The sequence below is a fragment of the Geodermatophilus sp. URMC 65 genome, assembly GCF_053502545.1.
The window spans coordinates 2,183,453-2,208,019 of sequence record NZ_CP199954.1 but is presented as its reverse complement, the minus strand read 5'-3'; the positions used below and the strand labels follow the sequence as shown (position 1 = coordinate 2,208,019).

The following is a 24,567-nucleotide window of genomic DNA, read 5'->3' as shown; positions in this document are numbered from 1 at the left end:
CCGGATGGACAGGGTGCGGACCTGGGAAGATCAAATCGATGCGCATCTCGTGGCGGCGAGCCTTACGCCGTCCCCCCGGCCGGTGGTAGGAAAGACCCACCGCCGTCCCCGCGGAGGCGATGCCCCCTGCACGGAGAGAAGAGGTCCTCACGGCCGCACCGACCCGCTCGACCGAGTCCAGGGGACCGTCCGGCGGGAGCACGCCGCCTGCTGCCGGGAGTTCCCGTGCGCGGCGCCGCACGCCACGCCTCCTCCTCGCCGGTGGGGTGCTGCTCGTCTGCCTCGCGCTGCTGGTGGCCCTGCTGACCAGCCGGAGCGGGGACACCCCTGGCGGCGACGGGGTGCCCGACCCCGTCCCCGCGGGCGGCCCGGAGGGGGTCTCCTGGCAGCTGGAGCTCGACGAGGACTTCTCCGGCGACCTCGCGACGCTGCAGGACTCCGGCACCTGGCACACCGGCTGGTTCGGCGACGGGCAGCTCACCCTCCCGGTCAACGACCTGGAAACGGCCCTGATGAGCACGGACAACCTGTCGATCGCCGACGGCGTGGCCCGGATGGACCTCACCCCGAACACCGACGGCCTGGCGCTCCGGGACGGGACGACGTACCCCAACCTCGGGACGGCGATCAACACCGACTGGTCGCAGACCTCGGAGGGGTTCGCCTTCACCTACGGCTACGTCGAGGCACGCATGCAGCTGCCCGCCGGCGACCCCGACGAGGAGGTGTGGCCGAGCTTCTGGCTGACCGGGCACACCTGGCCCGACGACATGGAGATCGACGTCGTCGAGGGCGACGGCACCGACCAGGGCAACAAGATCAACATTCATCACGGGACGCGCGAGGACCCCATCAACCTGAACGGACCCGAGCGGGTGCACACCGTGGAGGGGGCGACCACCGGCATGCACACCTACGCGGCCGACATCCGCCCCGACGGGGTCACCTTCTACTACGACGGCGTGGCGGTCGGCGGGTACGACGGGGAGGTGCCGGACGCCGAGCGGTACCTCATGGTCGGCATCACGTCGTCGGGGACCGTGCAGACGCCGCGCACGCTCCTGGTCGACCACGTGCGGGCCTGGACCCGCGACTGACGCCTCCCCGTGACCGACCGCGAGCAGAACCGGTCCGCCACGCCCGGTCCGCCGCTACGGTTCCGCGGGTCCCCACACCGACCGGATCGACAGGCGCGCCCTCGGAGCGACGCCGAGGGAGGCGCTGGTGCACGTTCGCAGTGAGCGGCCGGTAGCCGCGGACGACGCGGCGACCGCCGTCGTCCCCGTGCTGCTGTACCACGCCGTCACGACCACGCCGGGCGCGCACATCGCCCCGTTCACCGTCTCACCGGCGGAGTTCGAGCGGCAGCTGGACGCCGTGCTCGAGGCCGGGCGCACGCCGGTGACCTTCGGTGAGCTGGTGGCCGGTGAACGGTCGGGCACGCCCCCGGCCCGGCCCGTGGTGGTCACCTTCGACGACGGCTACGCCGACTTCGCCGAGCACGCGCTGCCGGCCCTCACCGCGCGGTCCCTGCCCTCCACGCTGTTCGTGACCACCGGGTGGCTGGCGGGCGGCAGGAGCCGCGAGCCGGGGCCGACCGACCCGATGCTGTCCTGGTCGCAGCTGGCGGAGCTGCGGGAGTCCGGCGTCGAGCTGGGCGCGCACAGCCACAGCCACCCGCAGATGGACACCCTGACGGGGGCGGCGCTGCGCGACGAGCTGGAGCGGCCCCGGGAGCAGCTGGAGGACGCGCTCGGCCGGCCGGTGGACCTCCTCGCCTATCCGCACGGCTACAACGGCCCGCGGGTGCGCCGGGCGGCACGGGCCGCCGGGTACCGCGCCGCGGCCGCGGTGCGCAACGCGCTGCACCCGCCGGGCGAGGACCCCTTCGCGGTCGCCCGGCTGACCGTGACGCGGACGACGACGACTCGGGACGTCGCCCGGTGGCTCGAGGGCGACGGGGTGCCGGTCGCCCGGCCGCGCGAGCACCTGCGCACGCGGGGCTGGCGGGCCTACCGGCGGGGACGCGCGGTGCTGCGCCGGGCTCCGGGATCGGACTACCGGTGAGCGTGCCCGAGGACGCCGTCTTCCGGCCCCGGCGCGTGCTGGCGCTCGACCTGGACACCGGGCGGGTCGAGTACCCGGACCCCGACCGGCCGGCCGAGCACCCGCCGGCCCGCGTCCTCGTCCGCTGGCTCGGACAGCCGGTCGGGATGGTCGACGTCGAGGGCGACGACCGTGCCGTCGTCAAGGCCGCGACCGAGGAGGCGTGGGAGCGGCTCCGCACCGAGCTGGCGGCCGTGGCCGAGGCCCGCGGGCTCCCGGCGCCGGCCGCGCCGGAGGACCTGACGACGGCCGGTGCGTCCGCGCGCCCGGCGCTGCCGCCGGAGCCGCGGCCGCTGGTGACGGTGACGATCGCCAGCTTCCGCAGCACCGACTCCACCATCGCCACCACCCGGCGGGTGCTGGCCGGCTCGTGGAGCCCGCTCGAGGTCGTCGTCGTGGACAACGACGCCGACGGCGGCCCGCTGGACGCCGCGTTCACCGCGACGTTCGGAGGGGACCCGCGGGTGCGCTGGGTGCACGAGCCCCGTCAGGGCCTCTCCTTCGCCCGCAACGCCGGGCTCGCCGCGGCCCGGGGCGCCTACGTCGTCTTCACCGACGACGACGTGCTGGTCGACGAGCACTGGGTCGCGCGCCTGGTGGAGGCCTTCGACGCCGTCCCGGAGGCCGCCTGCGTGACCGGAGCCATCCTGCCCGCGGAGCAGGAGACCCAGGCGCAGCTGTGGCTGGAGGAGTACGGGGGGTTCCACAAGGGCTTCCGGCGGCAGGTCTTCGACCTCACCACGCACCGCCGGGAGACCCCGCTCTACCCCTACGACGCCGGGCAGTTCGGCTCCGGGGCCAACATGGCCTTCCGCGCCGACGTCCTGCGCGCGATGGGCGGGTTCGCCGTCGACCTGGGAGCGGGCACCCCGGCGCACGGTGGTGAGGACATCGACGTCCTCCGGCGGGTGGTCACGGCCGGGCACGCCGTCGTGTACGAGCCCGCCGCGCTGATGTGGCACCGCCACCGGCGCTCGATGGAGGCGTTGCGGCGGCAGATGTTCCGCTACGGCGTCGGCCTCTCGGCCACGGTCGCGAAGTGGCTGTCCGAGGACCGCGCGGTCGCGGCCGACGTCGTCCGCCGGCTGCCGGCCGGTGCGCGGCACGTCCTCAGCCCGAGGTCCCGGAAGAACCAGAACAAGTCGGCCACGTTCCCGCCGGTGCTCACCCGGCTGGAGCGCCTGGGTCTGCTCTGCGGCCCGGTGGCCTACCGGCGCAGTCGGCGCCGGGCGCGCCGGCTGCTGACGACGGCCGGGGGATAGCCGGCCGGCTCAGCCGGCCGCCCGGAGCACCGTCTCCAGGGTGGCGTGGACCCACGCCGGGTTCGACCGGTAGCGCGGCGACTTGAGCAGGTTGTTCTCCACGTGGCGCAGCCAGGTCAGCAGCGCCAGGACGTCGGCCCCGAGCGGGTCGGCCGGGCAGGCGGCCCGGTGCAGCTCCAGCAGGGCGGCCTCGGCGTCGGTGAGCGGAGCCCCGCGGCACAGGTCGCCGACCACGCGACCCAGACCGGTGCCCTGCGCGGCGGCCCGTGCCGTCAGCAGGAGCGTGCCGGGGTCGACCAGGACGAGGTCGTCCTCGCGCGACTGGCCCCAGTCGATGACCCCGAGGACGTCGGCGGACCGGCCGAAGAACACGTTGCCGGGGAAGTAGTCGCCGTGGGTCCGGCCGACCCACACGGTGCGGCCGACCAGCCGCGACCGCACCCGCTCCCGGAGCCGGTCGACCAGCGCCCGCCGGCGCGCGGAGCCCAGCAGCATCGGGACTCCGTCGACCAGGGCCAGGACCGGGTCCAGCCGGCCGTCGACCAGCTCCGCGGACGCGACCACGGCCCGGCCCGTGCTGCGGTGCAGCTCGGCGACGGCGTGGACGGCGTTCCGGGCGGCCGCAGGCGGGCTCACCGAGTCGGGCAGCGCCGTCCCCACGGCCCCGGGGACGGCCCGCTCGACGGACCACCGGCGCCCGCCGGTGACCCCGGAGGCCAGCACCTCGGGCAGCAGCCGGCGCCACGACCCGAGCCTCGGATCGGTGACCAGGCGCGCCAGGACCCCGAGTTGTTCCTCCAAGCTCGCGTCCCCCGCCGCCGTACGCGCGAGCTTCAGCACCGCGGCCAGCTCGCCGCCGTCGCGCACCTCGACCACGGCCACGTCGGCGACGGTGGTCAGCCGGTCCCCGAGGGTCCAGTGCCAGGGGAGCGCGGAGCCGGCGTCGCGCAGGCTCGCCTCCGCCTCGCGGGACAGGGACCCGACGGCCGGCGCGTCCGTCATCCGGGCGCCGGCCAGCAACCGGGCGGCGTTCCGGGCGATGGCGGTCAGCTCGGCCACCCGGCGGACGGGGACGCCCCCGACCGCCGCGGCACCTCCGGTCACCTCAGCGTCCTGTCCCCGACCCCGGCCCGGCCGGGGCCGCGACGGTGCCGGGCGGCGAGGACCGGTCGGGTCGACGACGCAGCCGCCGGCGCGCGCGCAGGTAGCTGACCGCGGTCACCGCCGTCCCCTCGACGATGGCCCAGGCGCGGGCGATCCCGGTGGGGTCCCCGGTGGCTGCGTCGCGCAGGCCCCGGAGCACGCCGGCCGGGAGGGTCCGGCGGACGTAGGCCTGCTCGCTGGACAGGGCCGCATCCGCGCCGGTCAACGTGCTCACGACGGCCTTGGAGCGGCCCTCCGCGGCGCACCGCCGGCGGAAGTAGCGCCGGGTCAGCCGCTCCGGCGGCACCGCGTGCCAGCAGACGGCCGAGGGCTCGAGCACGATCCGTGCGCCCGGGGTGACCTGGGTGGCCCGGATGGAGAACTCGGTCTCCTCGCAGCCGGCGGCGTCCTGGCCGATCCGGCCGGTGCCCGTGTCGAACCCGCCCACCGCGTCGAACACCGTGCGCCGGAAGCTCATGCTCGCGCCGATCGGGTTGCGCACCGACGCGCGCGAGCGGGGCAGACCGGTGTAGCTGCACCCCAGGACCCAGAGGAACTCCTCGGGCAGCCAGGCCGGCCGCGGCGCTCGCCAGGCCGGCCGCACCCAGCCCCCGACGCCGATCACGTTCCCGTCGGTGTAGGCCTCCAGCAGCCGCTCGGCCCAGTCGGGCGCGGCGGCGGCGTCGTCGTCCAGGAAGGCGACGACGTCACCGGTGGTGCAGCGGATCCCGGTGTTGCGGGCGTCGGAGAGCCCCTGCGCGCCGTCGTTGGCGACGCAGCGCACGTCCGGGAAGGCAGCGGTGGCGCGGGCCAGCAGGTCGGGGTTGTGGTCACTGACGAGGAGGACCTCGTCGGGCCGGCGGCTCTGCTGGCGCAGGCTGTCGACCGCCCGCTCGATGTCGGCCCAGCGGTCCATCGTGTAGGCGCACAGGACCACGGAGAACGTCCGAGGTCGCGGGTCGGCCCGGGCGACGGCGACGGCCTCGGGGCGCGCTGCGCCCGTCGCTCGGTGTCCGTTGATGACTCCCGTGGGGCCCTCCCGTCGAGTGGTGTCGGTCAGGCCGCCCGCTGCACCGGCGACGAGACCGGTGGTGCGTCGCACGGTGGTGTGCTGTCGGCATCCCGTGGTGCCTTCCTGTACTACCACGTCCGGTTCCGGGAATCGGTGCTCTCGCGCGCGGGGCCACCCATCAGGGGACGAGCCGTTGACCTGCGGGGAGGACCCCCCCAAGCTGGGCCCGCCCCGAGAGCGGGACGGCGTCGTCGTCCCGGAGCACGGGGCCGGACGGGGGATCGTGATCGTGATCGTGAGCGGGCCGCGGATCGCGGACGGCCGGTCGAGCGGCCGGAGCCGCTCGTGACGTGGCTGGTCACCGGCGGAGCCGGCTACATCGGGTCGCACGTCGTCGCGGCCATGCGCGCCGCGGGGGAGGACGTCGTCGTGCTCGACGACCTCTCCTCGGGTGTCCCGGATCGCGTCGGCGACGTCCCCCTCGTGCCGGCCGACGTCGCCGACGGCGCGACCGTGGCCCGGACGGTGCGCGAGCACGGGGTGCGCGGCGTGGTGCACCTCGCGGCGAGGAAGCAGGTCGAGGAGTCGGTCCGGCAGCCGCTGCGGTACTACCGGGAGAACGTCGAGGGGCTGCGCGCCCTGCTCGAGGCGGTCACGGCCGCGGGCGTGACGCAGTTCGTCTTCTCCTCCAGCGCTGCCGTCTACGGCGCCCCGGACGTCGACCTGGTCGACGAGGGCACCGCGTGCCTGCCGGTGAACCCCTACGGGCGGACCAAGCTGATCGGCGAGCAGATGCTGGCCGACGTCGCCCCGGCCACCGGGCTGCGCTACGCCGCGCTGCGCTACTTCAACGTCGCCGGCGCCGCCGACCCGGCGCTGGCCGACCGCGGCGCGGCCAACCTCGTGCCGCTGGTGTTCCGGCAGCTGAGCGCCCGGCGGCCGCCGCAGGTGTTCGGCGACGACCACGACACCCCCGACGGCACCTGCATCCGCGACTTCGTGCACGTCGCCGACGTCGCCTCGGCGCACGTCGCGGCCGCGGCCGCGCTGACCGAGGGACGCATCGAGGCGCTGACGGCGAACATCGGCCGCGGCACGGGGGTCTCGGTGCGGGAGATGGTCGAGACCATCCGGCGGGTCACCGGCACCGCGGACCAGCCGTGGTCCGAGCCCGTGGTCGCCCCGCGCCGCGCCGGCGACCCGGCGCGGGTGGTGGCCTCGGCCGAGCTGATCCGCCGGCAGCTGGGCTGGACGGCGACCCACGGGATCGAGGAGATGGTGGCCTCGGCGTGGGCGGGTTGGCGCGCGCAGGCGGCGCTGACCGGCTAGCCCCGGGTCCAGGCCAGCAGGTCCTCGGCGGTGCGGGTGTTCACCACCCGCTCGGGCGGGACGCCGCACTCGACCGCCCGCTCGCAGCCGTTGCCCTGCCAGTCGAGCTGGCCGGGGGCGTGCGCGTCGGTGTCGACGGCGAACTCGCAGCCCACGTCGACGGCGAGGGTGAGCAGCCGCAGCGGCGGGTCCAGCCGCTCGGGCCGGGAGTTGATCTCCACCGCGGTGCCGTGCTCGACGCAGGCGGAGAACACCGCCTCGGCGTCGAAGGTGCTCTCCGGCCGCGGCCGCTGGCGTCGTCCCTCCCGCTGCTCGCGGGGGACCAGCAGCCGGCCGGTGCAGTGCCCGAGGACGTCGGTGTGCGGGTTCGCGACCGCGGCCAGCATCCGCTCGGTCATCACCGCGGAGTCCGCGCGCAGGTCGGAGTGCACGCTGGCGACGACGACGTCCAGCCGCCCGAGCAGCTCGTCGGTCTGGTCGAGGCTGCCGTCGACGTCGATGTCGCACTCGATGCCGGTGAGGATCCGGAAGGGGACGAGCTCCTCGTTGAGCGCGGCGACGACGTCGAGCTGGCGCTCCAGCCGCTCGGGGGACAGCCCGTTGGCGACGGTCAGCCGCGGTGAGTGGTCGGTCAGCGCCACGTACTCGTGGCCCAGGCCGATCGCGGCCTCGGCCATCTCGCGGATCGGGCTGCCGCCGTCGGACCAGTCCGAGTGCACGTGCAGGTCACCACGCAGCAGCGAGCGGAACTCCGCGACGTCGTCGGCCAGCGGCACCAGCTCGCCGTGGGTCTCCTCGAGGCGGGCCAGGTACTCGGGCACCTCGCCGGCGTGCGCCTGCACGATCGCCGCGCCGGTCTTGGGCCCGATGCCGCGCAGGTCGGTGAGCGTCCTCGTGCGGATCCGGCGGTCGAGCTCCTCGGGCCCGAGCGTGTCGACCACGGCCGCGGCGGTGCGGAAGGCCGCGACGCGGTGCGTGGGCTCGCGGGCGCGCTCCAGGAGGAAGGCGATCCTCCGGAGCGCGGCCGCGGGCGGGAGCGGGTCGCTCAGCGGGAGGCCTTCTTGTACTGCTTCTCGGCCTTCCGCTGGGCCCTGGCGGCGCGCTTCTGCGCCCTCTCCAGGCTCTTCTCGGTGCTGTCGGCGGCCCTCGAGGCGGCCCGGCGCGCGCGGTAGCCGACCGACGGCCTGCCCTCGGTGTCGACGGCGGCGATCAGCAGACCGCCGAGCATGCTCAGGTTCTTGAGGAAGTGCGCGGTCTGACCGAAGCGCTCCTTGGGGTCGTCGTGCTCCCAGAAGCGGTGCCCGGCCAGGGTCGTCGGCACCAGACTCGCCGAGAGGACCAGCGCCGACAGCCGGGGCAGCCGGCCGAGGGCCAGCAGGGATCCGGCCGCGACCTGCGCGCCGGCGTTGACCTTCACGTACTGCTCGACGTCGCGGGGCACCTGCACCGGCAGCTGCTGGTCGGCCGTCGTGGCGATCTGGTCGACGACCGGCGCGGCACCCGGCACCCGGCTCTGCGGGTTGCGGAGGGTGTCGATGCCGCCGTAGACGAACGACGACGCGAGCAGCGGCCGGGCGATCCGGCGGACCAACATGGGTGACCTCGTTTCCGATCGGGGACTCTGGTCGGCTCAGTGCCCCGGTCGTCGCCGGGACACCCCTGACCGGACCGTAGTGAGATCGCGGCCACTCCGCTGGGTCAAGCGGTGCGGTGGCAGTAGACGGTCAGCGTCCCGTGCTTGGCGAAGTCGAACGCGGTGGCCGGCGCCGCGGTCTCCCCGTCGTAGGCGACCACCTGCGGTCCCGACCGGGACACCACCCGCACCCGCCGGGCCTGGGTCTCGGCGTAGCCGGAGACGTGCGAGCTCACCCCCAGCAGCGAGCCGAGGACCGCGCGGGTGCGGCTGAGGGGGACGTCGGCGCGCAGGTACTGGACGTCGAGCAGCCCGTCGTCCAGCCGCGGCCGCCACGCGGGGGCCAGCCCGCGCGGGGTGTAGCGGCCGTTGCCGACGAAGAGCACCCACACCGACACCGGCCGCCCGTCGAGCAGCAGCGACACCGGCGTCCCCCGGCGGAGCGTCTGCGCCACGGCCACCGTCATCGCCGTCCACCGGCCCAGCCGCCCGGCCAGCGCGTCGCGACGGCGGACCATCTCCGGGTAGCTGCCGATGCTGGCGGTGTTGAGGAACGGCGTCCCGTTGACCTCGGCGACGTCGACCTCGACCGCCTGGCCGGAGACGACGGCATCGGCCGCGGCCTCGAGGGTGCGCACGCCGACGTCCCGGGCGAAGTGGTTGAGCGTGCCGGCGGGCAGCACCGCCAGCGGCAGGCCGTGGGCGACCGCCACGGCCGCGGCCGCCGCGACGCTGCCGTCGCCGCCGGCCACCCCGAGCGCCCGTGCCCGGCCGGAGCGGGCCGCCACCTCCAGCAGGCCGGCGATCGTCGTCCCCGCGGTCTGCTCGCGGACCTCGGCACGCGGCAGCAGCCGGCGGACCTCCCCGGCCGGGTGGTAGTCCGCGGGGCCCGACCGCGGGTTCACCGCGACGACCAGATCCTCTCCGCCGGGCAGCGCAGGGGCGGAGCGTGCCGTGCGCACCCGGGCGGGGGCCGCCGGCCGCACCGGCCACCAGTGCCGGCCGCCCACGGCGACCGCCGCGCCGACGGCCAGGCCGACGACGACGTCCCCCGGGTAGTGCACGCCGACGTGCACCCGCGAGTAGCCGACGGCGAGCGCCAGCGGCGCGAGCACGGCCCCGGCCGCGGGGCACTCCAGCGCGACGCCGGTGACGAACGCCCCGGCCGACGAGGAGTGCCCGCTGGGGAAGGAGTGCGTGGTCAGCGCCTCGTGCAGCAGGCGGTGCACCGGGTGCGCCCCGAGGTCGGGACGACGGCGGCCGAACACCGGCTTGAGCGCGGAGTTGACCACCGCGCTGGAGACCGCCATCGAGGCCAGCCCGCGGACCGCGCCGCGGCGCAGCGCCCCGCGGCGGAGGGCCAGCAGGGTGCCGACGGCCATCCACAGGCGGCCGTGGTCGGCGGCGGTGGTGAGCCGGCGCAGCCAGACGTCGGCAGGGGTGTCCGGCAGTCCGCCGACCAGGGAGTGCAGGCGCGCGTCCCAGTGCCGGGCGCCCCGCATGCACCGACGCTAGCCGTACACCCCTGCCGCCTGCAGGGCCCCGCCGCGGGCTCTCTGCGGAGAGGGGGAGGACGGGGCCCCCTACGGTGGGGGCAGGGGGTCCTTCCTCCAGCGGGTGGCGCGCACCGGTCCACGGGCGTCCGTTGCTTGGTACAGCTGTCGGCGTCCGGAGGGCGCGACGCGCCACTCGTGGCGAGGGGGGACGGGCACATGGCAGGGCTCTGCACAGCGACGCCGGCACCGCGCGCGACGTGGGAAGCCCTCGTCGACGCGAGCGGGTCGGTCCTGCCGAGCCAGACGCCGGCGTGGCTGGACGCGGTCTGCGCGCACGGGCCGTGGGAGGACGCCTCGCGGCTCTACGAGACCCGCGAGGGCGCACCCCTCGTCCTGCCGCTGGTCCGTCGAACCCGGCTACCCCGAGGCCTCACCAGCGAGTTCTCCATGCCGTCCACCTGGGGCGCCGGCGGGCTGCTCTCGGTGGCCCCCGTGCGCGCCGAGGACGTGGCGCTAGTCGTCGCCGACCTGCGGAGCAGCCGTACGCTGCGGACGACCGTGCGTCCGGACTTCGAGCAGGCGCCGCTGTGGGCGGCCGCGGCCCGTGCGGCGGGGGCCCACGAGCTCCCCGAGGTGCACCACGTGCTCGACCTCGACCGGGACTGGGACCGCCTGTGGGCGCGCTTCTCCAAGATGGCGCGCAAGGCGATCCGCAAGGCGGAGAAGGAGGGTGTGACGGTCGAGCCGTGCCACGGGAAGGCGGCGGTCCTGGAGTTCTACCGCCTCTACGAGGGGTGGATCGAACGCCGGGCCCGGGAGCGCGGCATCCCGCTGCCGGTCGCCCGACGCAGGGGGCGCGCGAACGAGCCGCTGGCCCGGCTCCTCACCCTGTCCGAGTCGCTGGGGAAGGCGTTCACCGTGTGGCTCGCCCGGCTCGACGGCGTGGTGGTCGCGGCCATGATCACGCTGGTGCAGGGCGAGGTCGCGCTCGCCTGGCGGGCAGCGAGCGACCGGGGCGTGGCCGGACCGGTCCGCGCCAACGACCTGCTGCACCGGCACGCGATCGAGTACGCGACCCTCGGCGGCTGCCGGTACTACGACATGGGGGAGTCCGGCGGGGTCGAGTCGCTGATGCGGTTCAAGACCCGTTTCGGCGCCACGCCGAGGGAGTTCGCCGGCTACCGGTTCGAGCGTCTGCCGGTGAGCGCCGTGACCGGCCCGGCGTCCGCGCTGCGGTACCGGGCCGAGCGGGTCGCCCTCGACGTCACCGGCCGCCTCCGTCCCGGGGCAGCGCCGTCCGACGACTAGGTCTCAGGTCTTGCGGCGGGCCCGGTAGGCGGCGACCGTCGAGCGGCTGGCGCAGGTGTTGGAGCAGTACCGGCGGCTGGCGTTGCGCGAGGTGTCGACGTAGACGTCGTCGCAGCCCTCGGCCGAGCAGACGCCGATCCGCTGCCAGCCGTGCTGGACGACGACCTGGGACAGGCCCATCGCCACCGTCGTCGTCAGCTGCTCGAGCAGTGGCGCGTCGGGGCGCGCGTAGTGCAGGTGCAACGCGCCGTCGTGGTCGGTGGCGTAGGGCTTCGGGTGGGCGACCGCGAGCAGCGCGTTGAGCCGGTCCATCACCTCGCCCTCCGACCGGGCGACGGCGACGGCGCGGACGAGGTCGGCGGTCGTGGCCGCCTGGCCGGTCTCGTCGGGGGAGAGGTCGAGGACGCTGCCGGGCGAGAACCACTCGTCGTGGGCGCGCAGGAACGCCGTGGCCCAGTCCGGCCCGGCGTCCCGGTCGGCGTTGGCCAGGTCGATGGCCAGCTCGACCGCTGTGGACCCGTAGGTGTCGTAGTCCATGGAATCCCCTACCGCTGAGGTGCCGTCGACACGCCGTAGGTGGCGTAACGAACTTGACCGCCTACGACGCCGTCCGTAGCGTGTAGGGAGTCAACAGCGTTTGACCCCCTACTCTTCCCGTTCCGCGTGCTATCCGAAGTGAGTCCGCTGTGCGTTCGTACCTGTCCGTCTGGCGTCTGCCGTCCGCTCCGGTGCTGCTGGTCGCCGGTTTCGCCGGCCGTCTCCCGTCGGCCATGGTCCCGCTCGCGCTGCTGCTCATGGTGCAGCAGCAGACCGGTTCCTACGCCGTCGCCGGTCTCGCGGCGGCCACCTACGGCCTGGCGATGGCCGGGATGGCGCCGGTGCTCGGCCGGCTGGCCGACCGCCGCACCCCGCGCCCGGTGCTCCTGGCCCAGGCCGCGACGTACCCGCTGTTGCTGACCCTGCTCGTGGCCGTCGTCCTCCGGGGTGCCCCGACGGCGGCGATCGTCGCCGCCTCGGCCGCCGCCGGCGCCGGGACGCCGCTGGTGTCCGGCGCGGTGCGCGCGCTGTGGTCCCGGGTCGACCCAGGGGTGCGCGGCACCGCGTACGCCCTCGACGCCACCGCCACCGAGCTGGTCTTCGTGGCCGGCCCCACGCTCGTCGCCGCGCTGGCGGTGCTGGCCACGCCGGCGTGGGCGCTGGCCGTGGCCGGGGCGCTGGCCGTGGCCGGTGCGCTCGGCATCGCGACCTCGGGTGCGATGCGCGGCTGGGTCCCGGTGCCGGTGGCGCACCGGGCCAGCCCGTTCGCCACGGTCCTCGCGCCCGGCATGCCCCGGGTCCTGGTCAGCGGCGCGGCGCTGATGCTCGGCTTCGGCGCCCTGGAGGTCGCGATCCCCGCCTTCGCCGACGCCGCCGGGTCGCCCGGCCTGTCCGGCGTCCTGCTAGCCCTGTGGTCCCTGGGCTCGGTGGCCGGCGGGCTGTGGTTCGGCGCCCGGGTGGTCAGCGTCTCGCTGCCGCGGCAGTACCGCTGGCTGCTGCTCGGCGTGACGATCGGCCTGGCCCCGCTCGCCGCGGCGTCCGACCCGTGGGTGCTCGGCGCGCTGCTGTTCCTCGGCGGGACGGCGATCGCCCCGACGCTGACGGTGCAGAACTCGCTGGTGGGCGCGATCGCCCCGGCGCACGCCACCACCGAGGCCTTCACCTGGCTGTCGACGATGGCCACCGGCGCCTCGGCGGTCGGGGCCGCGCTCGGCGGTGCGCTGATCGAGAGCCGGACCGGGGTCAGCGGCAGCCTGCTGCTCGCCGTCGCGGGGGCCGCCCTCGCGGTGCTGGTGACGCTCGTGCCCGGCCGTCGTCCGGCCGGGGAGCGGGTGTCCGAGCCCCTCGCCGCCTGAGGCTCTCCGCCGGCGGCGGGGACCCCCGGCGGACGGCCTCCCGGGGCGCTGGTAGTCTCTCTCCTCGGTGGTTCCGAGGGGACTCGGACCCCGGGAGGCTTCGCCTAGTCCGGTCTATGGCGCCGCACTGCTAATGCGGTTTGGGTTAATCCCCATCCCGGGTTCAAATCCCGGAGCCTCCGCGCGGTACAACTGAACACAGGCACCCGTAGCTCAACGGATAGAGCATCTGACTACGGATCAGAAGGTTAGGGGTTCGAATCCCTTCGGGTGCACGTCTGGTTGAGACAGCACAGCGGCTCCGTCCCTCGGGACGGGGCCGCTGTTCTCTTCCCGCGTACCGCGCCGGCCGTCCCCGTCGTCGGCGGGCGTCACCCCGCGGCCCGACCCGGGTTGCGGACCTCTCCCGCTGCCCACGGTGCGGGGCAGCGGGAGCGGTCGCGCAGGACGCAGGTGGCCCGTCGTGGCCGGTGTCGGCGATCACGGCCGGCGGGTCGGCCCCCACGGCTTCCGGACGGCGAGGACCGAGGCGACCACCGGCGCGGTGCCGGACGCGAAGGCCGGGAACGCCGGAGCGGATGCGCCGCGACGTCACCGGCTGACGGGGAGTCGCTCGAGATGAGGGGCGGGGGGCCGGTCCTGACGGTCTGGCCGCGTTGGTCGGTCCTCCCAGCAGTGGGGGGCCACTCGTTGCCGGCTGCCCCCGCCCGGCCTCCACTGTGACTCCGCTCACACGGCAGGGTCAACCCCGCTCCGGCGTGTCGTCCGACCGCCCCGTCGTGCTCTGCTCCACAGCAGTGCACCGGACACGGGCAGGACCATGCCCTCCACCGGGACGACGTAGGCCCTGAACAACGTCGGGAGCAGCAGGATCGCAGCGACGAGGAGCAGGACCACCACGAGGACGATGGCCGCAGTGGCCCACGGGCTCCTGCGCGGCCGGCGGCGTTCGGTGGCCCCGGCCGGCTCGACGTCCCCGTCCGCCAGGGGCGTCTCCCCCTCCGCGGGACCGGGGACGGACGGCGACACCGGCGCGGACGTCCTGGTCACGGCGGCGACGTCCACCGACACGTCGCGGTCGGGTGCATCCGCGGCTCCTCGTGGCGGGGCCGGACCGCTGCCGGCCGGTGGCCGAGGACCGCCGCCGAAGGCGTCCCCGGCCACCGGCCGGTCGGGCCGGGCGCTCGTGCCCCTGGTGGGGGCGATGATCCGCTCAGCGCCCGACACCACCGGCATCCCGTCGGCGGAGAGCCAGCCGGGACCCCACGCCCGGGTGCCCGCCTCGGCGAGCGCGGCCCCGAACGACGCCGCGGTGGCGGAGCGCTCCTCGGGGTCGGTGGCCAACGCGCTCATCACGACCGCTGCCACGGGAGCCGGCACGCCGGCGGCCACCTCCGAGAGCGGGGTCGGCTTCTCGTACGCGTGCTTGAACAGCAGGGACATGGCGTTGCCGTCGGAGCTGAACGGCAGGACGCCGGAGAGCAGCTCGTAGAGCATCGTGGCCAGCGCGTAGACGTCGGTCGCCGGCGACAGTTCCCCTCCGCGCACCTGCTCCGGCGCCATGTAGGCCGGGGTGCCGATCACCTCTCCGGCGCGGGTCAGGAGCGTCTCGGTGCCGCCGACCACCTTGGCGATCCCGAAATCGGTGACCTTGATGGCACCGCTCGTGGCGAAGAGCATGTTCTCCGGCTTGACGTCGCGGTGCAGCACCCCGCGCTCGTGTGCCGCGCTGAGCCCGGCGGCACACGCGAGGGCGATCGCGACGGCGTGCGGGGCGGTGAACCCGGTGGTCGAGAACCGGTCCCGCAACGTGCCGCCGGGCAGCAGCTCCATCACCAGCAGACAGAGGTCCTCGCGCTCGACGAAGTCGTAGACGGGGACGACGTGCGGGTGGTCGAGCGAGGCCAGGACGCGCGCCTCGGCCGTGAAGCGCCGGCGTACCGCCACGTCGGCCGCGACCGCCCTGGGCAGCTGCTTGATCGCGACCCGGCGGTGGAGCTGGCGGTGGCGGCCGGCGACGACCACTCCGAAGCCACCCTGGCCGATCACGTCCCCGATGTCGTACGCCGGGAGCGCATCGGCGATGAGGTGCCGCTCGATCGCCATCAGTCAGGTCGGGGTGGGGACGCGGGGTCCGAGCCGGCGTCCGGGGCCAGTGCGCGCGAGGCCTGCGGAGGTGCCACGTCGACTCCTCACTGTCGCCCTCTGGTCAACAGCGCCAACGAGTTCACGATCGGCGTCGGCGAGCGTACTCCCGGCCCTCCGGTCCTCGATCGCCTTCGTGCGGGGAGTGGGTGCCGGCTCACCCCGGCAGGGCTCGGGCCGACCACCGTCTCGGGCGGTCCTGGTCGGCCGGGGCGCTGGGTCGTAGCCTGTGCCTCTCCGATCCGGGTGCGCGAGGCCGGGGTGTGGCCCGGCCCGACCGGCCGCAGAGGAGCGCAGATGGGCGACGGAACGGCCCGGATCGGCGTCGAGGCCGGGGCAGGTCTGGTCGGACGGTTCGGGGAGGCCGTGGTCCTCGTCGCGCCGGAGACGGCAGCCGACGACGTCCCGACCGGACAGCTCCTGGACCTGGTCGAGGCCGCCGCGTCCGAGACCGGACGCCCGGGGGCTGCGATCGCCGCGCGGCTGGCCGGCTGGGTCGGCGGCCGCACACCGGTGGACGAGTCCGCGTTCGGGCTGGTCGCCCCGGTCGAGGACGGCGTCGTCGTCTTCCTGCGCGGCGCGGTGTGGGCTGAGGTCGTCGGCTCCGGGACGACGAGGCGGCTCTCCGGACGCCAGGCGCTGACCTGGGTCGACCAGGTCGTCCCGCTGCCCTTCGAGCAGGTGACGATCGGCAGTGAGGGGGAGGGACCGGTGCGTGTGCACCCCCGGTCCGAGCTGCGCTCCGGCGTGGTGCCCGCGCGCGGGTTCGTCCTCACCCCCTCCGGCGGGAGCCCGGCGGCAGCGGCCGAACCGGTGGGCTCTGCCGCAGCCGCGGCGCCGACCGCACCGGTCGGCCCTGCGGCGACGGCAGAGCCCGGACCCGAGCCGGTGGCGGACCGGCGGGGCCGGCCCGCCACGACCGAGACGCTGACGCCCCATCCGTCCTCCGCGTCCAGCGCCGACCAGGACACCCTCCCGGCACCGTCGGATCCCCGGGCCGAGCCCGAGGAACCCGGGCGGCCGGACACCGCGAGGATCGGCGCACCGCCCGAGGAGCAGCCGGTGGACGTCGGGATGACCGTGCTGGCGGCGCCGCCCGTGGGCGCGTTGGCCGCCGAGGGCGGACCCACCATCCTGCTGGACCGGGACTACGTCCTGGGCCGGGAGCCGCACAACGACCCGTCCGTGCAGGACGCGTCGGCGTCTCCGGTCGTCCTGCGCGACCCCGACAACCTCATCTCCCGGGTGCACGCGTACGTCTCGGTCGGCGACGGCTCCGTGTTCGTGCGTGACGCCCCGTCGGTCAGTGGCACCTACGTCGCGGCCCCCGGAGCGGAGGGCTGGACCCGCGTCGGCACGGAACCGACCCGGCTCCCGCCGGAGTGGAGCCTGCGGGTCGGCACGCGGGTGTTCGTCTTCAAGCCCACCGGAGCCGCTCGTCACGGGTGAGCGGGACCGCCGTCCTCCCTCCCAGCTGCCTGCGTGGCCGGACGTCGACTCCTCTCAGGCGCGCACGGGCTGGGAGACCCGACCCCGCCGGCCGACGTCCCTGAGCACCTGCCAGTCCCCGCTCCGCAGAGCGGTGAGGACGGCGTCGTCGAGCTGCACCTGCCTCTTGACCGCCGAGGTCACCGCCACGACGTCCTCCGGGTGGTGCCCGAGCACGATCCCGCCGACGACCCGGTGCTGCGAGACGACCAGCCGTCGGTACGAGGGGAGCGACGCATCCTCGGCGACGACCACCTCGTCCTCCGGCTCCGGCTGCACCCGGCCGATCGAGAACAGGTCCAGCCCGACCCCCTTGAGGACGGTGGCCGGCACCTCGGCGGTGAGCACCTCGTGCCCGCCCAGGGCGTTCACCGCCGCGACCTCGCCCTGCTTGGCCGCGATCGGCCACAGGCCCAGCACCCTGCCGTCGTGCTCGGCGACGTCGCCGGCGGCGTACACGCCGGGGATCCCCGTCTGCATCCGGTCGTCGACGAGAACGCCCTTGCCGACCGGGATGCCCGCACGCTCCGCCAGGTCGACGTTGGGCCGGATCCCGACCGCGGCCAGGAACAGGTCGCACCGCAGCGACCGCCGGTCCCGGAGCGTGACCCCGGTGACCCGTTCCTCGCCGGCCAGCGCGACCGCCTCGGCGCCGTGGAGGACCTGCATCCCGATGCCCTGGAGGTACCTGAGGACCAGTTCACTGCAGCGCGCGTCGATCTGGCGGGACAGCAACCTCGCGCCCCGTTCGAGCACCGTGACCCGCAGTCCCAGTTCGAGCAGGGAGTGTGCGGCCTCCAGCCCCAGCAGGCCGCCGCCGGAGACCATGGCGTCCCGGCACGCATGCTGCTGGGCGTAGGCCCGGACCTGCTGGGCGTCCCACGCCGAGCGCAGGACGAAGCTGCCGGGGCGGCCGAACCCGGTGACCGGGGGCTCGACGCCGCTGCTGCCCGTGGCCAGGATCAGCCGGTCGTAGGGGAGCACCTCGCCCGTACCGAGGAACACCCGGTGGGAGTCGAGGTCGATCTCGGTGGCGACGGTGTTGAGCCACGCGGTGATCTGGTGCTCGTCGTACCACTGCTCGGGCAGCAGGAAGAGTCCCTGCATCGCCGACCGGCCGTGGACCAGCCGCGAGATCCCCATCCGGTTGTAGAGCACGTGCGGCTCCTGGCCGACGATGTGGATCTCGCACTCGGGGTGTCCGCGCCGGACGAAGTCGGCGGCGGTGACTCCCGCGATGCCGTTGCCGAGGACGACCACGCTGACGATCGACCGGTCGAACTCCCGTGGCAGGGCACCGTCATCGGGTGTCCCGGGCTGGGGGGTCAGGGAGACCGTGACCGGTCCGCCCTCGATCCGCGCGGAGCAGGCCATCCGCGTGTTCTTCGCATACCCGAGCCGGCGCAGCGTGTCGAGCTCCTCCTCCTCGGGCGCCGACAGGCAGGACGTGCCGTCGAGGACCGCGACCGGGTCGGCGCCGCACACCCCCATCCGGCAGCCCGCCTCCAGCGGCAGGCCCGCACGCTCGGCGACCTCGAGCAGGCTCGTCCCGACCTCAGCGCTCACCGGGCCGTCGCCCTCGGCGAACCGCACCTCGCCGCCGTCCGGGTGCGCGTCGTCCCGAGCAGCCTCCGGCGACGGCCGGCTGACGGGGATGACGGGGAGCTGGGCACGCTGGTCGGCGGCGGCCTCCTCGTCGTACTGGCGCGCCACCACCGCGGTGCGGGCGACCCACAGGACGGACAGGACCAGCACCAGGGCCTGGATCGGCCAGCGCAACCAGGGGGCCTGGATGCCGGTGATCGTGGCGAACGAGTCCGCCAGGACGACGCCGGCGAACCAGTAGAAGAGGTTGATGGCCGCCGCGGCCCACACCGCGATCGTGACCGCCGTCCGGAGCGGCAGGAGCGCCTCCGCCGCGTAGAACAGCCCGACGCTGCCGAGGAAGTAGAGGGCCAGTTCCCCGTAGGTGGCGGTCCACGGCCGGTCGCCGGCCGCGGCGAGGGTGGAGAAGAAGCCCAGCACGAACCCGGGCAGCGCCGCGACGAACAGCTTCCGCGGCGCGGTCCACGCCGGGTCGTCCTCGTGCAGGTCGGCCTGGTAGGCGCTGATCGGCTGGAAGTCGTAGCAGTTCTTCGTGCAGGCGACGCAGGGCCGGCAGTGGCTGTTGGGGACCCGGACGTACGGCGTCTGGCCGTAGACGCGCTGCAAAGGCAGGAGCGGGCAGATCTGGCTGCACCAGCCGCTCTTGCCCTTGAACAGGAAGCCGCCGAGGAAGGCTGCGGAGATGACCACCGAGAGGAGCACGCCGGTGGCCGGCCCGCTGCCGTTGAAGACCGCCAGACGGGCACCGGCGATGCCGAAGAACAGCACCATCGCCACGATGAAGGCCCGTCGTTGCCACCACTCCGGGACCGTGAACCCGCGGGTGAACCCGAGGACGCGGGGCGCCTGGTTGGCAGCGGCCAGCGGGCAGATGTTGCGCCACAGCCCCGGCGCCACGAAGAACAGGATCGGCAGCAGCGGGACGATCACGCCGAAGAAGACGAACAGCCCACCCGCCGGCCTGACGACCAGCGCGACGACCACCGCGACGTAGGCGAGGACGCTGACGACCCGGACCGCGCGCCACACGCCGAGCGGGACCCGCGTGCGCATCTCGGTGTAGACGGGGAACAGCGCCTCGCCCGTGCGCGGCGTCCTGCCCAGCGCCCGGTCCCACGCCACCGCCAGCCGCGAGGGAGCGGTCGGGGCGGCGGGTGGCGGTGGGACGGCGTCCCCCCCGCCGGCGAGCACGGTCGCCATGGCCGCGGGGACCGGGGCGCGCTCGCGCGCGCCGATCACCAGGATCTCGGTGGATCCCAGGCGGACGACGTCCCCCGGCTCGAGGACCACGCGGCCGTCGACGCGCGTCCCGTTGACGAACGTCCCGTTGCGGCTGTCGAGGTCGACGAGCGACAGGGCGACCGGGCTCGGCACCAACCTCAGGTGGCGGCGGGACACGCTCTGGTCGGACAGGTCCAGACCCCCGGACTCCCGGCCCACCTCGAGCGCGCGGGTCAGCACCACGCGCCGGGGCTCCTGCCCGCGTTCCCTGATCTCGATGACGGGGAAGCCGGCCATCTGGTTCCTTCCCACCCGACCCGAGCGTGACCCGGGTCCTTCAGAAGTGCAGTCCCGTGGTGGTGAACACCCACAGCGAGGAGGTGAGCCACAGCCCGACCACGCCGGTGAACAGCGCGCCCCCGGCAACGGGCACGACCCAACGAGGCCGGTCGCGGCGGCTGAGGACGAGCATCTTGACCACGAAGGCGCCGTAGAGGAAGCAGCCCAGCAGGGAGTGCACCAGGACCCGGGGGGAGCCCCCCTGGAAGCCCAGGGCGTAGAGGCAGTGGACGGCCACCGGCACGGTGGCCAGGACCGCGATCCGTCCCGACCAGCGGTGGACCGCGTGGGCCCGGCCGCTCGCCGCGGCGTCGTACATGCGACCGGCCGTCAGCAGCTGGACCACGGCGAGGACGGCCGCGAGCGTGGTGAGCCACGTCTTCACGTACAGCGGCCCGGAGAACCCGACGACGTTGAGGGCGTACCCCGCCGGCTCGTGTTCCCGGCCGTACACCCCGAGCGCCACGGCCACGGCCGAGCCGACCAGGACGAAGGTGAGCAGTGGCAGCCGGTACCGGTCACGGGTCGCACGGGCCAGTTCGGTGGTGGCGGTCATGACGACGGCTGCTCCTCGCGCACGGGGGTGTCAGCTGCGGGGGCCGGGCCCACCTCACTGGCCGACCACGGTGTCCACCCCGTCGATGGGGGTGACCTCGTGGTCGGCCCCTCCGAGCGTGACGGTGGTGTTCTCCAGGTCCAGTGCCGGCGCCGGGCTCCGGTCCCCGTCGACGTTCTGGATCCCGACCTGCGTGCCGTCCGGGAGCACCACCCAGCCGATCCGGGTCGCCAGGCCGTCGATCGTCGTCCGGGCCTCGTAGATCCCGGCCGGAGGACGGGCCTCGTCCGCGGAGAACAGCCACGCCTGCCCGGTGCTCGTCACGACGGTGCCGGACAGGGTCGCACCGGAGACCGTCCCGATGAGCGCGGCGGTGTCGCGTCCGGTCAGCACGACCTGGTCGCCGGTCACCGAACCCTGCAGCCAGGACTCGACGCTGCTCCCGTCGCACAGGTACGCCGCCGCCCGGTCACCGTTGACGGCGACCGCCACCGTCGCCTCGCGCCCGCCGGTCCGGCCGGCGTACACGGCCTGCGCAGCCGCCGGCTCGGCGGTCGGGGACGGTGCGGCCTCGGCCGGCGACGGGGACGGCGGCGGCGCGGCCGACGTCGGTGCGCTGTAGTCCGGGGCGCTGTAGCTCGACGAGCTCGTCGCCGCCGTCGGCGCCCCGACCAGCTCGTTCACCCACAGGAGAACGCCGGCCAGCACCACGACGGAAGCCAGGGTGAGCAACGGACCTCGAGCGCTCATCGCCACGTCACCGTCCTGTCCCGCTCGGACGTCGATGGCCGTCCGTCGGCCTGACCGGGTGACCGACGCGAGGCGCGACCTGCCGAACCGTCCCACGACCCGCGGGGAGCGCGAAGGGCCTTCAGTCCCTGACGGGTGCTGGCGACGTACTGGAACGGCCCTCGTCAGCAGATGGACCCCCCTGCCCCCCACAGCTCGCAGGCTCGCAGCGGGCCCCTGAAGGGGGGGCCGGGGACGGGGGTCCTTCACCCGACCCGGCGCAGCACCTCCGGGGAGAGCTGGTCGACCGACGTGTGACCGCTCAGGCCCAGCGTCAGGTCGAACTCGCCGAGCACGTCGGACACCACCTGCCGCACGCCCTCCTCGCCGGCGAGGGCCAGCCCCCAGGCGAACGGCCGGCCGAGCAGCACCGCCCGCGCGCCGAGCGCCACCGCGACGAGGACGTCGGCGCCGCTGCGCACCCCGCTGTCGAGCAGCACCGGCGCCCGGTCGGCCACCGCGGCCACCACGTCGGGCAGGGCGTCGAGCGCGGAGATGGAGCGGTCCACCTGCCGGCCGCCGTGGGTGCTGACCACCAGGCCGTCCACGCCCTCGTCGAGCGCCCGGCGGGCGTCGTCGGGGTGCAGCACGCCCTTGAGCACGATCGGCAGGCGGGTGCGCGCCCGCAGCCAGGCGAGGTCGGCCCAGGTGATCGAGGGCCGGGAGTAGATGGCGAGGAACGTCTCGACGGCGGCCCGCGGCAGCGGAGAGCGCAGGTTGTCCAGCAGCGGCCCGGGCCAGGCCCGCGCCATGCCGACCAGGGCCCGGACGGCGGACAGCGTCGGCCGCGGCTGCCGGTCCCGGCTCGCGGCGGCCCCCGCCCGTGCCGGAGCGGGAGCGGCGCCCGCCCGCTCCTCGACCAGCCGGCGGAACACCGGGTCGGAGGTGTACTGCGCGATGCCCTTGCCCAGCGCGAACGGCAGGTGGCCCAGGTCCAGGTCGCGCGGGCGCCAGCCGAGCATCGTGGTGTCGAGGGTGACCACCAGCGCGTCGCAGCCGGCGGCCTCGGTCCGGCCGACGAGGCTCTCGACGAGCTCGTCGGACGTCGACCAGTACAGCTGGGACCACCGCGGGGCTGGGTGGGGGCCGGAATCCATGACGGCAGCGCACTCCTCCATCGACACCGAGGCCTGGTTGGAGAAGACCATCGGCACGCCGAGGGACGCCGCGGCGCGGGCCACGGCGAGGTCGGCCGCGGGGTGCACCAGCTCGAGCGCGCCGACCGGGCCGAGCAGCAGGGGCGCGGGCAGCCGCCGCCCGAACAGCTCCACCGAGGTGTCGCGCACGCTCACGTCCCGCAGCACCCGGGGGACGACGGCCCACCGGTCGAACGCCGCGCGGTTGGCCCGCTGCGTCCCCTCGTCCCCGGCGCCGCCCGCGACGTAGGAGTAGGCGCGGGCGCCCAGCCGCTCGCGCGCGCGGCGCTGCAGCGCCCGGGCCGCGGTGGGCACCCGCGGCCGGTGGCCGTACACCCCCGCCCGGTAGACCTCGTCCTGTCGGCGGCGACCGGTGCCCGCTGCTGAGTCCACGGCGGACACCGTAGTGAGCGGTACGTCACGTGCTGTCCTCGCCGGTGCTCGTCCACCACGTGCCGCTGCGTGCTGCGTCCCTGCGTGACCTCGCGAGCCCGGGCACGTCCCGTCGCGCGGTCCCGGTCGCACTTTCTGCGGACACGCCGTAGCGACACGCGCGACCCGTCGGTGACCCGGGGTCCGCGGCCGGTCCCGCCCGGCATCATGGTCGGCACCGGGGCGCCGCAGGTGCGCCGGCGCAGAACCAGGGGGAACAGCACGTGCAGGTGGCCACCCGGCCTCGTCGTTGGGCCCGACTCCGCGCCCCGGGCCGTTCCTCGCTCGTCGGTCCAGGGCGCCTCCGCGGTCGCTCCGCTCCTCGCTCGCCGGCGCTCGCTGCGATGCCCACTCCCTGTCGGCGCCCGCCTCGCTGCGATGCCCCCACGGCTGTCGTCGGGCCGGCGTCCGTCGTCGTGATGGCGCTCGCCCTGCTCTGTGCCGGGATCGCCCTCGCCGGGCCCGCGACCGCCGTCGACGACGTCGCCCGTCCGGACGCCCGCGTCACCCACGGTCCCAGCTGCCGCCCCGGCGGCGTGGTCGTCGAGGTCACCGGCGGCACCGTCGGCTACGCGGTCACGCTGGGCACCGGACGCCGTCCCGCGGGGGAGGACGCCGCCGACGTCGCGCCCGGCGCCGTCGTCGTGCTCAGCACCGGCGAGGTCGACTGGGGCGAGACCATCGACCCGTTCCTCGAGTACACGGCCCTCGACGGCTCGGGCGACGCCTGGGTCGACGACCTGACCGGCTACCGCTTCACCCGGCCGGCCGCCGAGGACTGCGCCGCCATCAGCCCGCCCGGCGGAGCGGCGGTGGTCCCGCAGTCCGGGAAGCCGGTGCCGGTCCCGGGACTGCCCGACCCGAGCACCGTGACCTCCGCGGGCATCGCCGACGGCGCACCGGCCGTCGCGGTCGCAGCAGCGGAGGCGGCCGCGGTCACCGGCGGCGTCCCGTGGCCGCTGCTGGCCGCCGGCGGGTCGCTGGTCGCCGCAGGCGCCGGAGTCACCCTCGTCGCCGGGAGCCGGCGGCCCGAGGCGGGGCGCCGGACGCCGTCGTCCACCGGGAGCGCCTGAGCGCTCCGTCGGCGACGATGGACAGGTGGCCCGCCCCGAGGACGCCCTGGCTCCGGACCTCCCCGCCGAGCACGTACCCGGGGACGTGGCCGATGTCCCGGGTGCGGCACCCCGGCCGGCCGAGACCTGGCTGCGCATCGTGCAGGTGCACGACCGCATCACCCGCCGCGTCGACTCCGCCCTGCACCGCCGGCACGACCTCTCGCTCACCGGGTACGAGGCGCTGCGCCGGATCGCCGAGGCCCCCGGCGAGCGGGCCTCGATGGGAGAGCTCGCCGAGGCGCTCGGCATCTCCCGTGCCGGGGTGACCAGCACCGTCACCCGCCTGGTCACCGAGGGGCTCGTCGTCCGGGAGCGCTCGTCGGGTGACAAGCGGCTGCTGCACGCCCGGCTCACCTCCGCCGGGCGGGCCAAGGTCGAGGAGGCCCGCCCGACGCACGACGACCTGGTGGCGCACCTGCTCACCCTCCTGGGGGACGACGCCGCCGTCGTCACCGACGCCCTCGCCCGCGTCTCCGCGGCGGCCCGGACCCGCCGCTGAAGGACACGGCCACCCGGCCCCGTCCAGGGCACCGCCCCGAGCTCGCGAGGGGTGGGGAGGA

20 protein-coding genes and 2 tRNA genes are annotated in these 24,567 nt (G+C 75.3%); 11 read left to right on the top strand and 11 right to left on the bottom strand.

The genetic code is table 11. The annotated features are described in order from the left end of the window. Positions 1-266: 266 nt before the first annotated feature. The 3 genes from ACWIX7_RS10775 to ACWIX7_RS10765 all read left to right on the top strand — a co-directional run bounded on the left by ACWIX7_RS10775 (position 267) and on the right by ACWIX7_RS10765 (position 3,368). The gene (locus ACWIX7_RS10775; protein ID WP_448621530.1) at positions 267-1,097 is read left to right on the top strand and encodes a glycoside hydrolase family 16 protein; all 831 of its coding nucleotides are present in this window, start codon (positions 267-269) and stop codon (positions 1,095-1,097) included. A gap of 127 nt (positions 1,098-1,224) precedes the next feature. Further along, positions 1,225-2,067: a polysaccharide deacetylase family protein gene (locus tag ACWIX7_RS10770; RefSeq protein WP_448621529.1), complete on the top strand. Its 843-nt coding sequence runs from the start codon at positions 1,225-1,227 to the stop codon at positions 2,065-2,067. Next, the gene (locus ACWIX7_RS10765) at positions 2,064-3,368 is read left to right on the top strand and encodes a glycosyltransferase family 2 protein (protein WP_448621528.1); all 1,305 of its coding nucleotides are present in this window, start codon (positions 2,064-2,066) and stop codon (positions 3,366-3,368) included. Before ACWIX7_RS10770 ends, ACWIX7_RS10765 begins: the two co-directional genes overlap by 4 nt. A 9-nt stretch (positions 3,369-3,377) precedes the next feature. Here ACWIX7_RS10765 and ACWIX7_RS10760 read toward each other — a convergent pair whose 3' ends face one another. Beyond that, positions 3,378-4,472: a phosphotransferase gene (locus ACWIX7_RS10760; protein WP_448621527.1), complete on the bottom strand. Its 1,095-nt coding sequence runs from the start codon at positions 4,470-4,472 to the stop codon at positions 3,378-3,380. A gap of 1 nt (position 4,473) precedes the next feature. After that, a complete protein-coding gene (locus ACWIX7_RS10755; protein WP_448621526.1) occupies positions 4,474-5,613 on the bottom strand; it encodes a glycosyltransferase family 2 protein in 1,140 nt (379 codons plus the stop codon). Between the two features lie 255 nt (positions 5,614-5,868). Here ACWIX7_RS10755 and galE point away from each other — a divergent pair, with 255 nt between their 5' ends. Next, positions 5,869-6,852: a UDP-glucose 4-epimerase GalE gene (galE, locus tag ACWIX7_RS10750; RefSeq protein ID WP_448621525.1), complete on the top strand. Its 984-nt coding sequence runs from the start codon at positions 5,869-5,871 to the stop codon at positions 6,850-6,852. On the opposite strand, the gene ACWIX7_RS10745 is transcribed toward galE, so the two are convergent. From ACWIX7_RS10745 to ACWIX7_RS10735, 3 genes are all read right to left on the bottom strand, one after another. Further along, positions 6,849-7,901, bottom strand: coding sequence for a PHP domain-containing protein (locus ACWIX7_RS10745; RefSeq protein WP_448622145.1), 1,053 nt, complete (start codon positions 7,899-7,901; stop codon positions 6,849-6,851). The two genes, galE and ACWIX7_RS10745, sit on opposite strands and share 4 nt — an antisense overlap. Next, positions 7,898-8,446, bottom strand: a complete 549-nt coding sequence (locus tag ACWIX7_RS10740; RefSeq protein ID WP_448621524.1) for a DoxX family protein — start codon at positions 8,444-8,446, stop codon at positions 7,898-7,900. Before ACWIX7_RS10740 ends, ACWIX7_RS10745 begins: the two co-directional genes overlap by 4 nt. Positions 8,447-8,550: 104 nt before the next feature. Beyond that, the gene (locus tag ACWIX7_RS10735) at positions 8,551-9,987 is read right to left on the bottom strand and encodes a phosphatase PAP2 family protein (protein WP_448621523.1); all 1,437 of its coding nucleotides are present in this window, start codon (positions 9,985-9,987) and stop codon (positions 8,551-8,553) included. A gap of 210 nt (positions 9,988-10,197) precedes the next feature. Here ACWIX7_RS10735 and ACWIX7_RS10730 point away from each other — a divergent pair, with 210 nt between their 5' ends. Next, complete coding sequence (locus tag ACWIX7_RS10730; protein WP_448621522.1) at positions 10,198-11,289, top strand: lipid II:glycine glycyltransferase FemX; 1,092 nt, start codon at positions 10,198-10,200, stop codon at positions 11,287-11,289. Positions 11,290-11,292: 3 nt separating this feature from the next. On the opposite strand, the gene ACWIX7_RS10725 is transcribed toward ACWIX7_RS10730, so the two are convergent. After that, the gene (locus tag ACWIX7_RS10725; protein ID WP_448621521.1) at positions 11,293-11,826 is read right to left on the bottom strand and encodes a CGNR zinc finger domain-containing protein; all 534 of its coding nucleotides are present in this window, start codon (positions 11,824-11,826) and stop codon (positions 11,293-11,295) included. Positions 11,827-11,975: 149 nt separating this feature from the next. Between ACWIX7_RS10725 and ACWIX7_RS10720 the strand changes: the two genes are divergently transcribed. The 3 genes from ACWIX7_RS10720 (at position 11,976) to ACWIX7_RS10710 (ending at position 13,456) form a co-directional block, all read left to right on the top strand. Further along, positions 11,976-13,181, top strand: a complete 1,206-nt coding sequence (locus ACWIX7_RS10720) for an MFS transporter (RefSeq protein WP_448621520.1) — start codon at positions 11,976-11,978, stop codon at positions 13,179-13,181. A 93-nt stretch (positions 13,182-13,274) separates the two neighbouring features. Next, positions 13,275-13,363, top strand: a tRNA-Ser gene (locus ACWIX7_RS10715). Positions 13,364-13,383: 20 nt separating this feature from the next. After that, positions 13,384-13,456: transfer RNA gene (locus ACWIX7_RS10710), tRNA-Arg, on the top strand. A gap of 454 nt (positions 13,457-13,910) precedes the next feature. On the opposite strand, the gene ACWIX7_RS10705 is transcribed toward ACWIX7_RS10710, so the two are convergent. After that, complete coding sequence (locus tag ACWIX7_RS10705; RefSeq protein ID WP_448621519.1) at positions 13,911-15,287, bottom strand: serine/threonine-protein kinase; 1,377 nt, start codon at positions 15,285-15,287, stop codon at positions 13,911-13,913. Positions 15,288-15,623: 336 nt separating this feature from the next. Between ACWIX7_RS10705 and ACWIX7_RS10700 the strand changes: the two genes are divergently transcribed. After that, positions 15,624-16,775 (top strand): FHA domain-containing protein, encoded by a 1,152-nt coding sequence (locus ACWIX7_RS10700; protein ID WP_448621518.1) that lies wholly within the window; start codon positions 15,624-15,626, stop codon positions 16,773-16,775. Between the two features lie 54 nt (positions 16,776-16,829). Here the strand turns inward: ACWIX7_RS10700 and ACWIX7_RS10695 are convergent, their stop codons facing one another. The 4 genes from ACWIX7_RS10695 to ACWIX7_RS10680 form a co-directional block, all read right to left on the bottom strand. Further along, positions 16,830-19,937, bottom strand: coding sequence for an FAD-dependent oxidoreductase (locus ACWIX7_RS10695; protein ID WP_448621517.1), 3,108 nt, complete (start codon positions 19,935-19,937; stop codon positions 16,830-16,832). Positions 19,938-19,977: 40 nt separating this feature from the next. After that, on the bottom strand, positions 19,978-20,535 hold the full coding sequence (locus ACWIX7_RS10690; protein ID WP_448621516.1) for a DUF6529 family protein: 558 nt from the start codon (positions 20,533-20,535) through the stop codon (positions 19,978-19,980). 54 nt (positions 20,536-20,589) lie between these two features. Then, positions 20,590-21,285, bottom strand: a complete 696-nt coding sequence (locus tag ACWIX7_RS10685) for a hypothetical protein (protein WP_448621515.1) — start codon at positions 21,283-21,285, stop codon at positions 20,590-20,592. A gap of 245 nt (positions 21,286-21,530) precedes the next feature. After that, positions 21,531-22,853, bottom strand: a complete 1,323-nt coding sequence (locus ACWIX7_RS10680) for an alpha-hydroxy-acid oxidizing protein (RefSeq protein ID WP_448621514.1) — start codon at positions 22,851-22,853, stop codon at positions 21,531-21,533. A gap of 458 nt (positions 22,854-23,311) precedes the next feature. Between ACWIX7_RS10680 and ACWIX7_RS10675 the strand changes: the two genes are divergently transcribed. Together ACWIX7_RS10675 and ACWIX7_RS10670 are read left to right on the top strand one after the other, a co-directional pair. Continuing rightward, the gene (locus ACWIX7_RS10675; RefSeq protein WP_448621513.1) at positions 23,312-23,965 is read left to right on the top strand and encodes a hypothetical protein; all 654 of its coding nucleotides are present in this window, start codon (positions 23,312-23,314) and stop codon (positions 23,963-23,965) included. Between the two features lie 25 nt (positions 23,966-23,990). Continuing rightward, the gene (locus ACWIX7_RS10670) at positions 23,991-24,506 is read left to right on the top strand and encodes a MarR family winged helix-turn-helix transcriptional regulator (RefSeq protein WP_448621512.1); all 516 of its coding nucleotides are present in this window, start codon (positions 23,991-23,993) and stop codon (positions 24,504-24,506) included. Positions 24,507-24,567 lie beyond the last annotated feature (61 nt).

Coding starts and splice junctions, on each gene's coding strand:
- ACWIX7_RS10735 (WP_448621523.1), bottom strand. CDS start 9,987: ATGCGGGGCGCCCGGCACTGGGACGCGCGCCTGCACTCCCTGGTCGGC.
- ACWIX7_RS10700 (WP_448621518.1), top strand. CDS start 15,624: ATGGGCGACGGAACGGCCCGGATCGGCGTCGAGGCCGGGGCAGGTCTG.
- ACWIX7_RS10740 (WP_448621524.1), bottom strand. CDS start 8,446: ATGTTGGTCCGCCGGATCGCCCGGCCGCTGCTCGCGTCGTCGTTCGTC.
- ACWIX7_RS10695 (WP_448621517.1), bottom strand. CDS start 19,937: ATGGCCGGCTTCCCCGTCATCGAGATCAGGGAACGCGGGCAGGAGCCC.
- ACWIX7_RS10705 (WP_448621519.1), bottom strand. CDS start 15,287: ATGGCGATCGAGCGGCACCTCATCGCCGATGCGCTCCCGGCGTACGAC.
- ACWIX7_RS10725 (WP_448621521.1), bottom strand. CDS start 11,826: ATGGACTACGACACCTACGGGTCCACAGCGGTCGAGCTGGCCATCGAC.
- ACWIX7_RS10685 (WP_448621515.1), bottom strand. CDS start 21,285: ATGAGCGCTCGAGGTCCGTTGCTCACCCTGGCTTCCGTCGTGGTGCTG.
- ACWIX7_RS10690 (WP_448621516.1), bottom strand. CDS start 20,535: ATGACCGCCACCACCGAACTGGCCCGTGCGACCCGTGACCGGTACCGG.
- ACWIX7_RS10730 (WP_448621522.1), top strand. CDS start 10,198: ATGGCAGGGCTCTGCACAGCGACGCCGGCACCGCGCGCGACGTGGGAA.
- ACWIX7_RS10675 (WP_448621513.1), top strand. CDS start 23,312: ATGGCGCTCGCCCTGCTCTGTGCCGGGATCGCCCTCGCCGGGCCCGCG.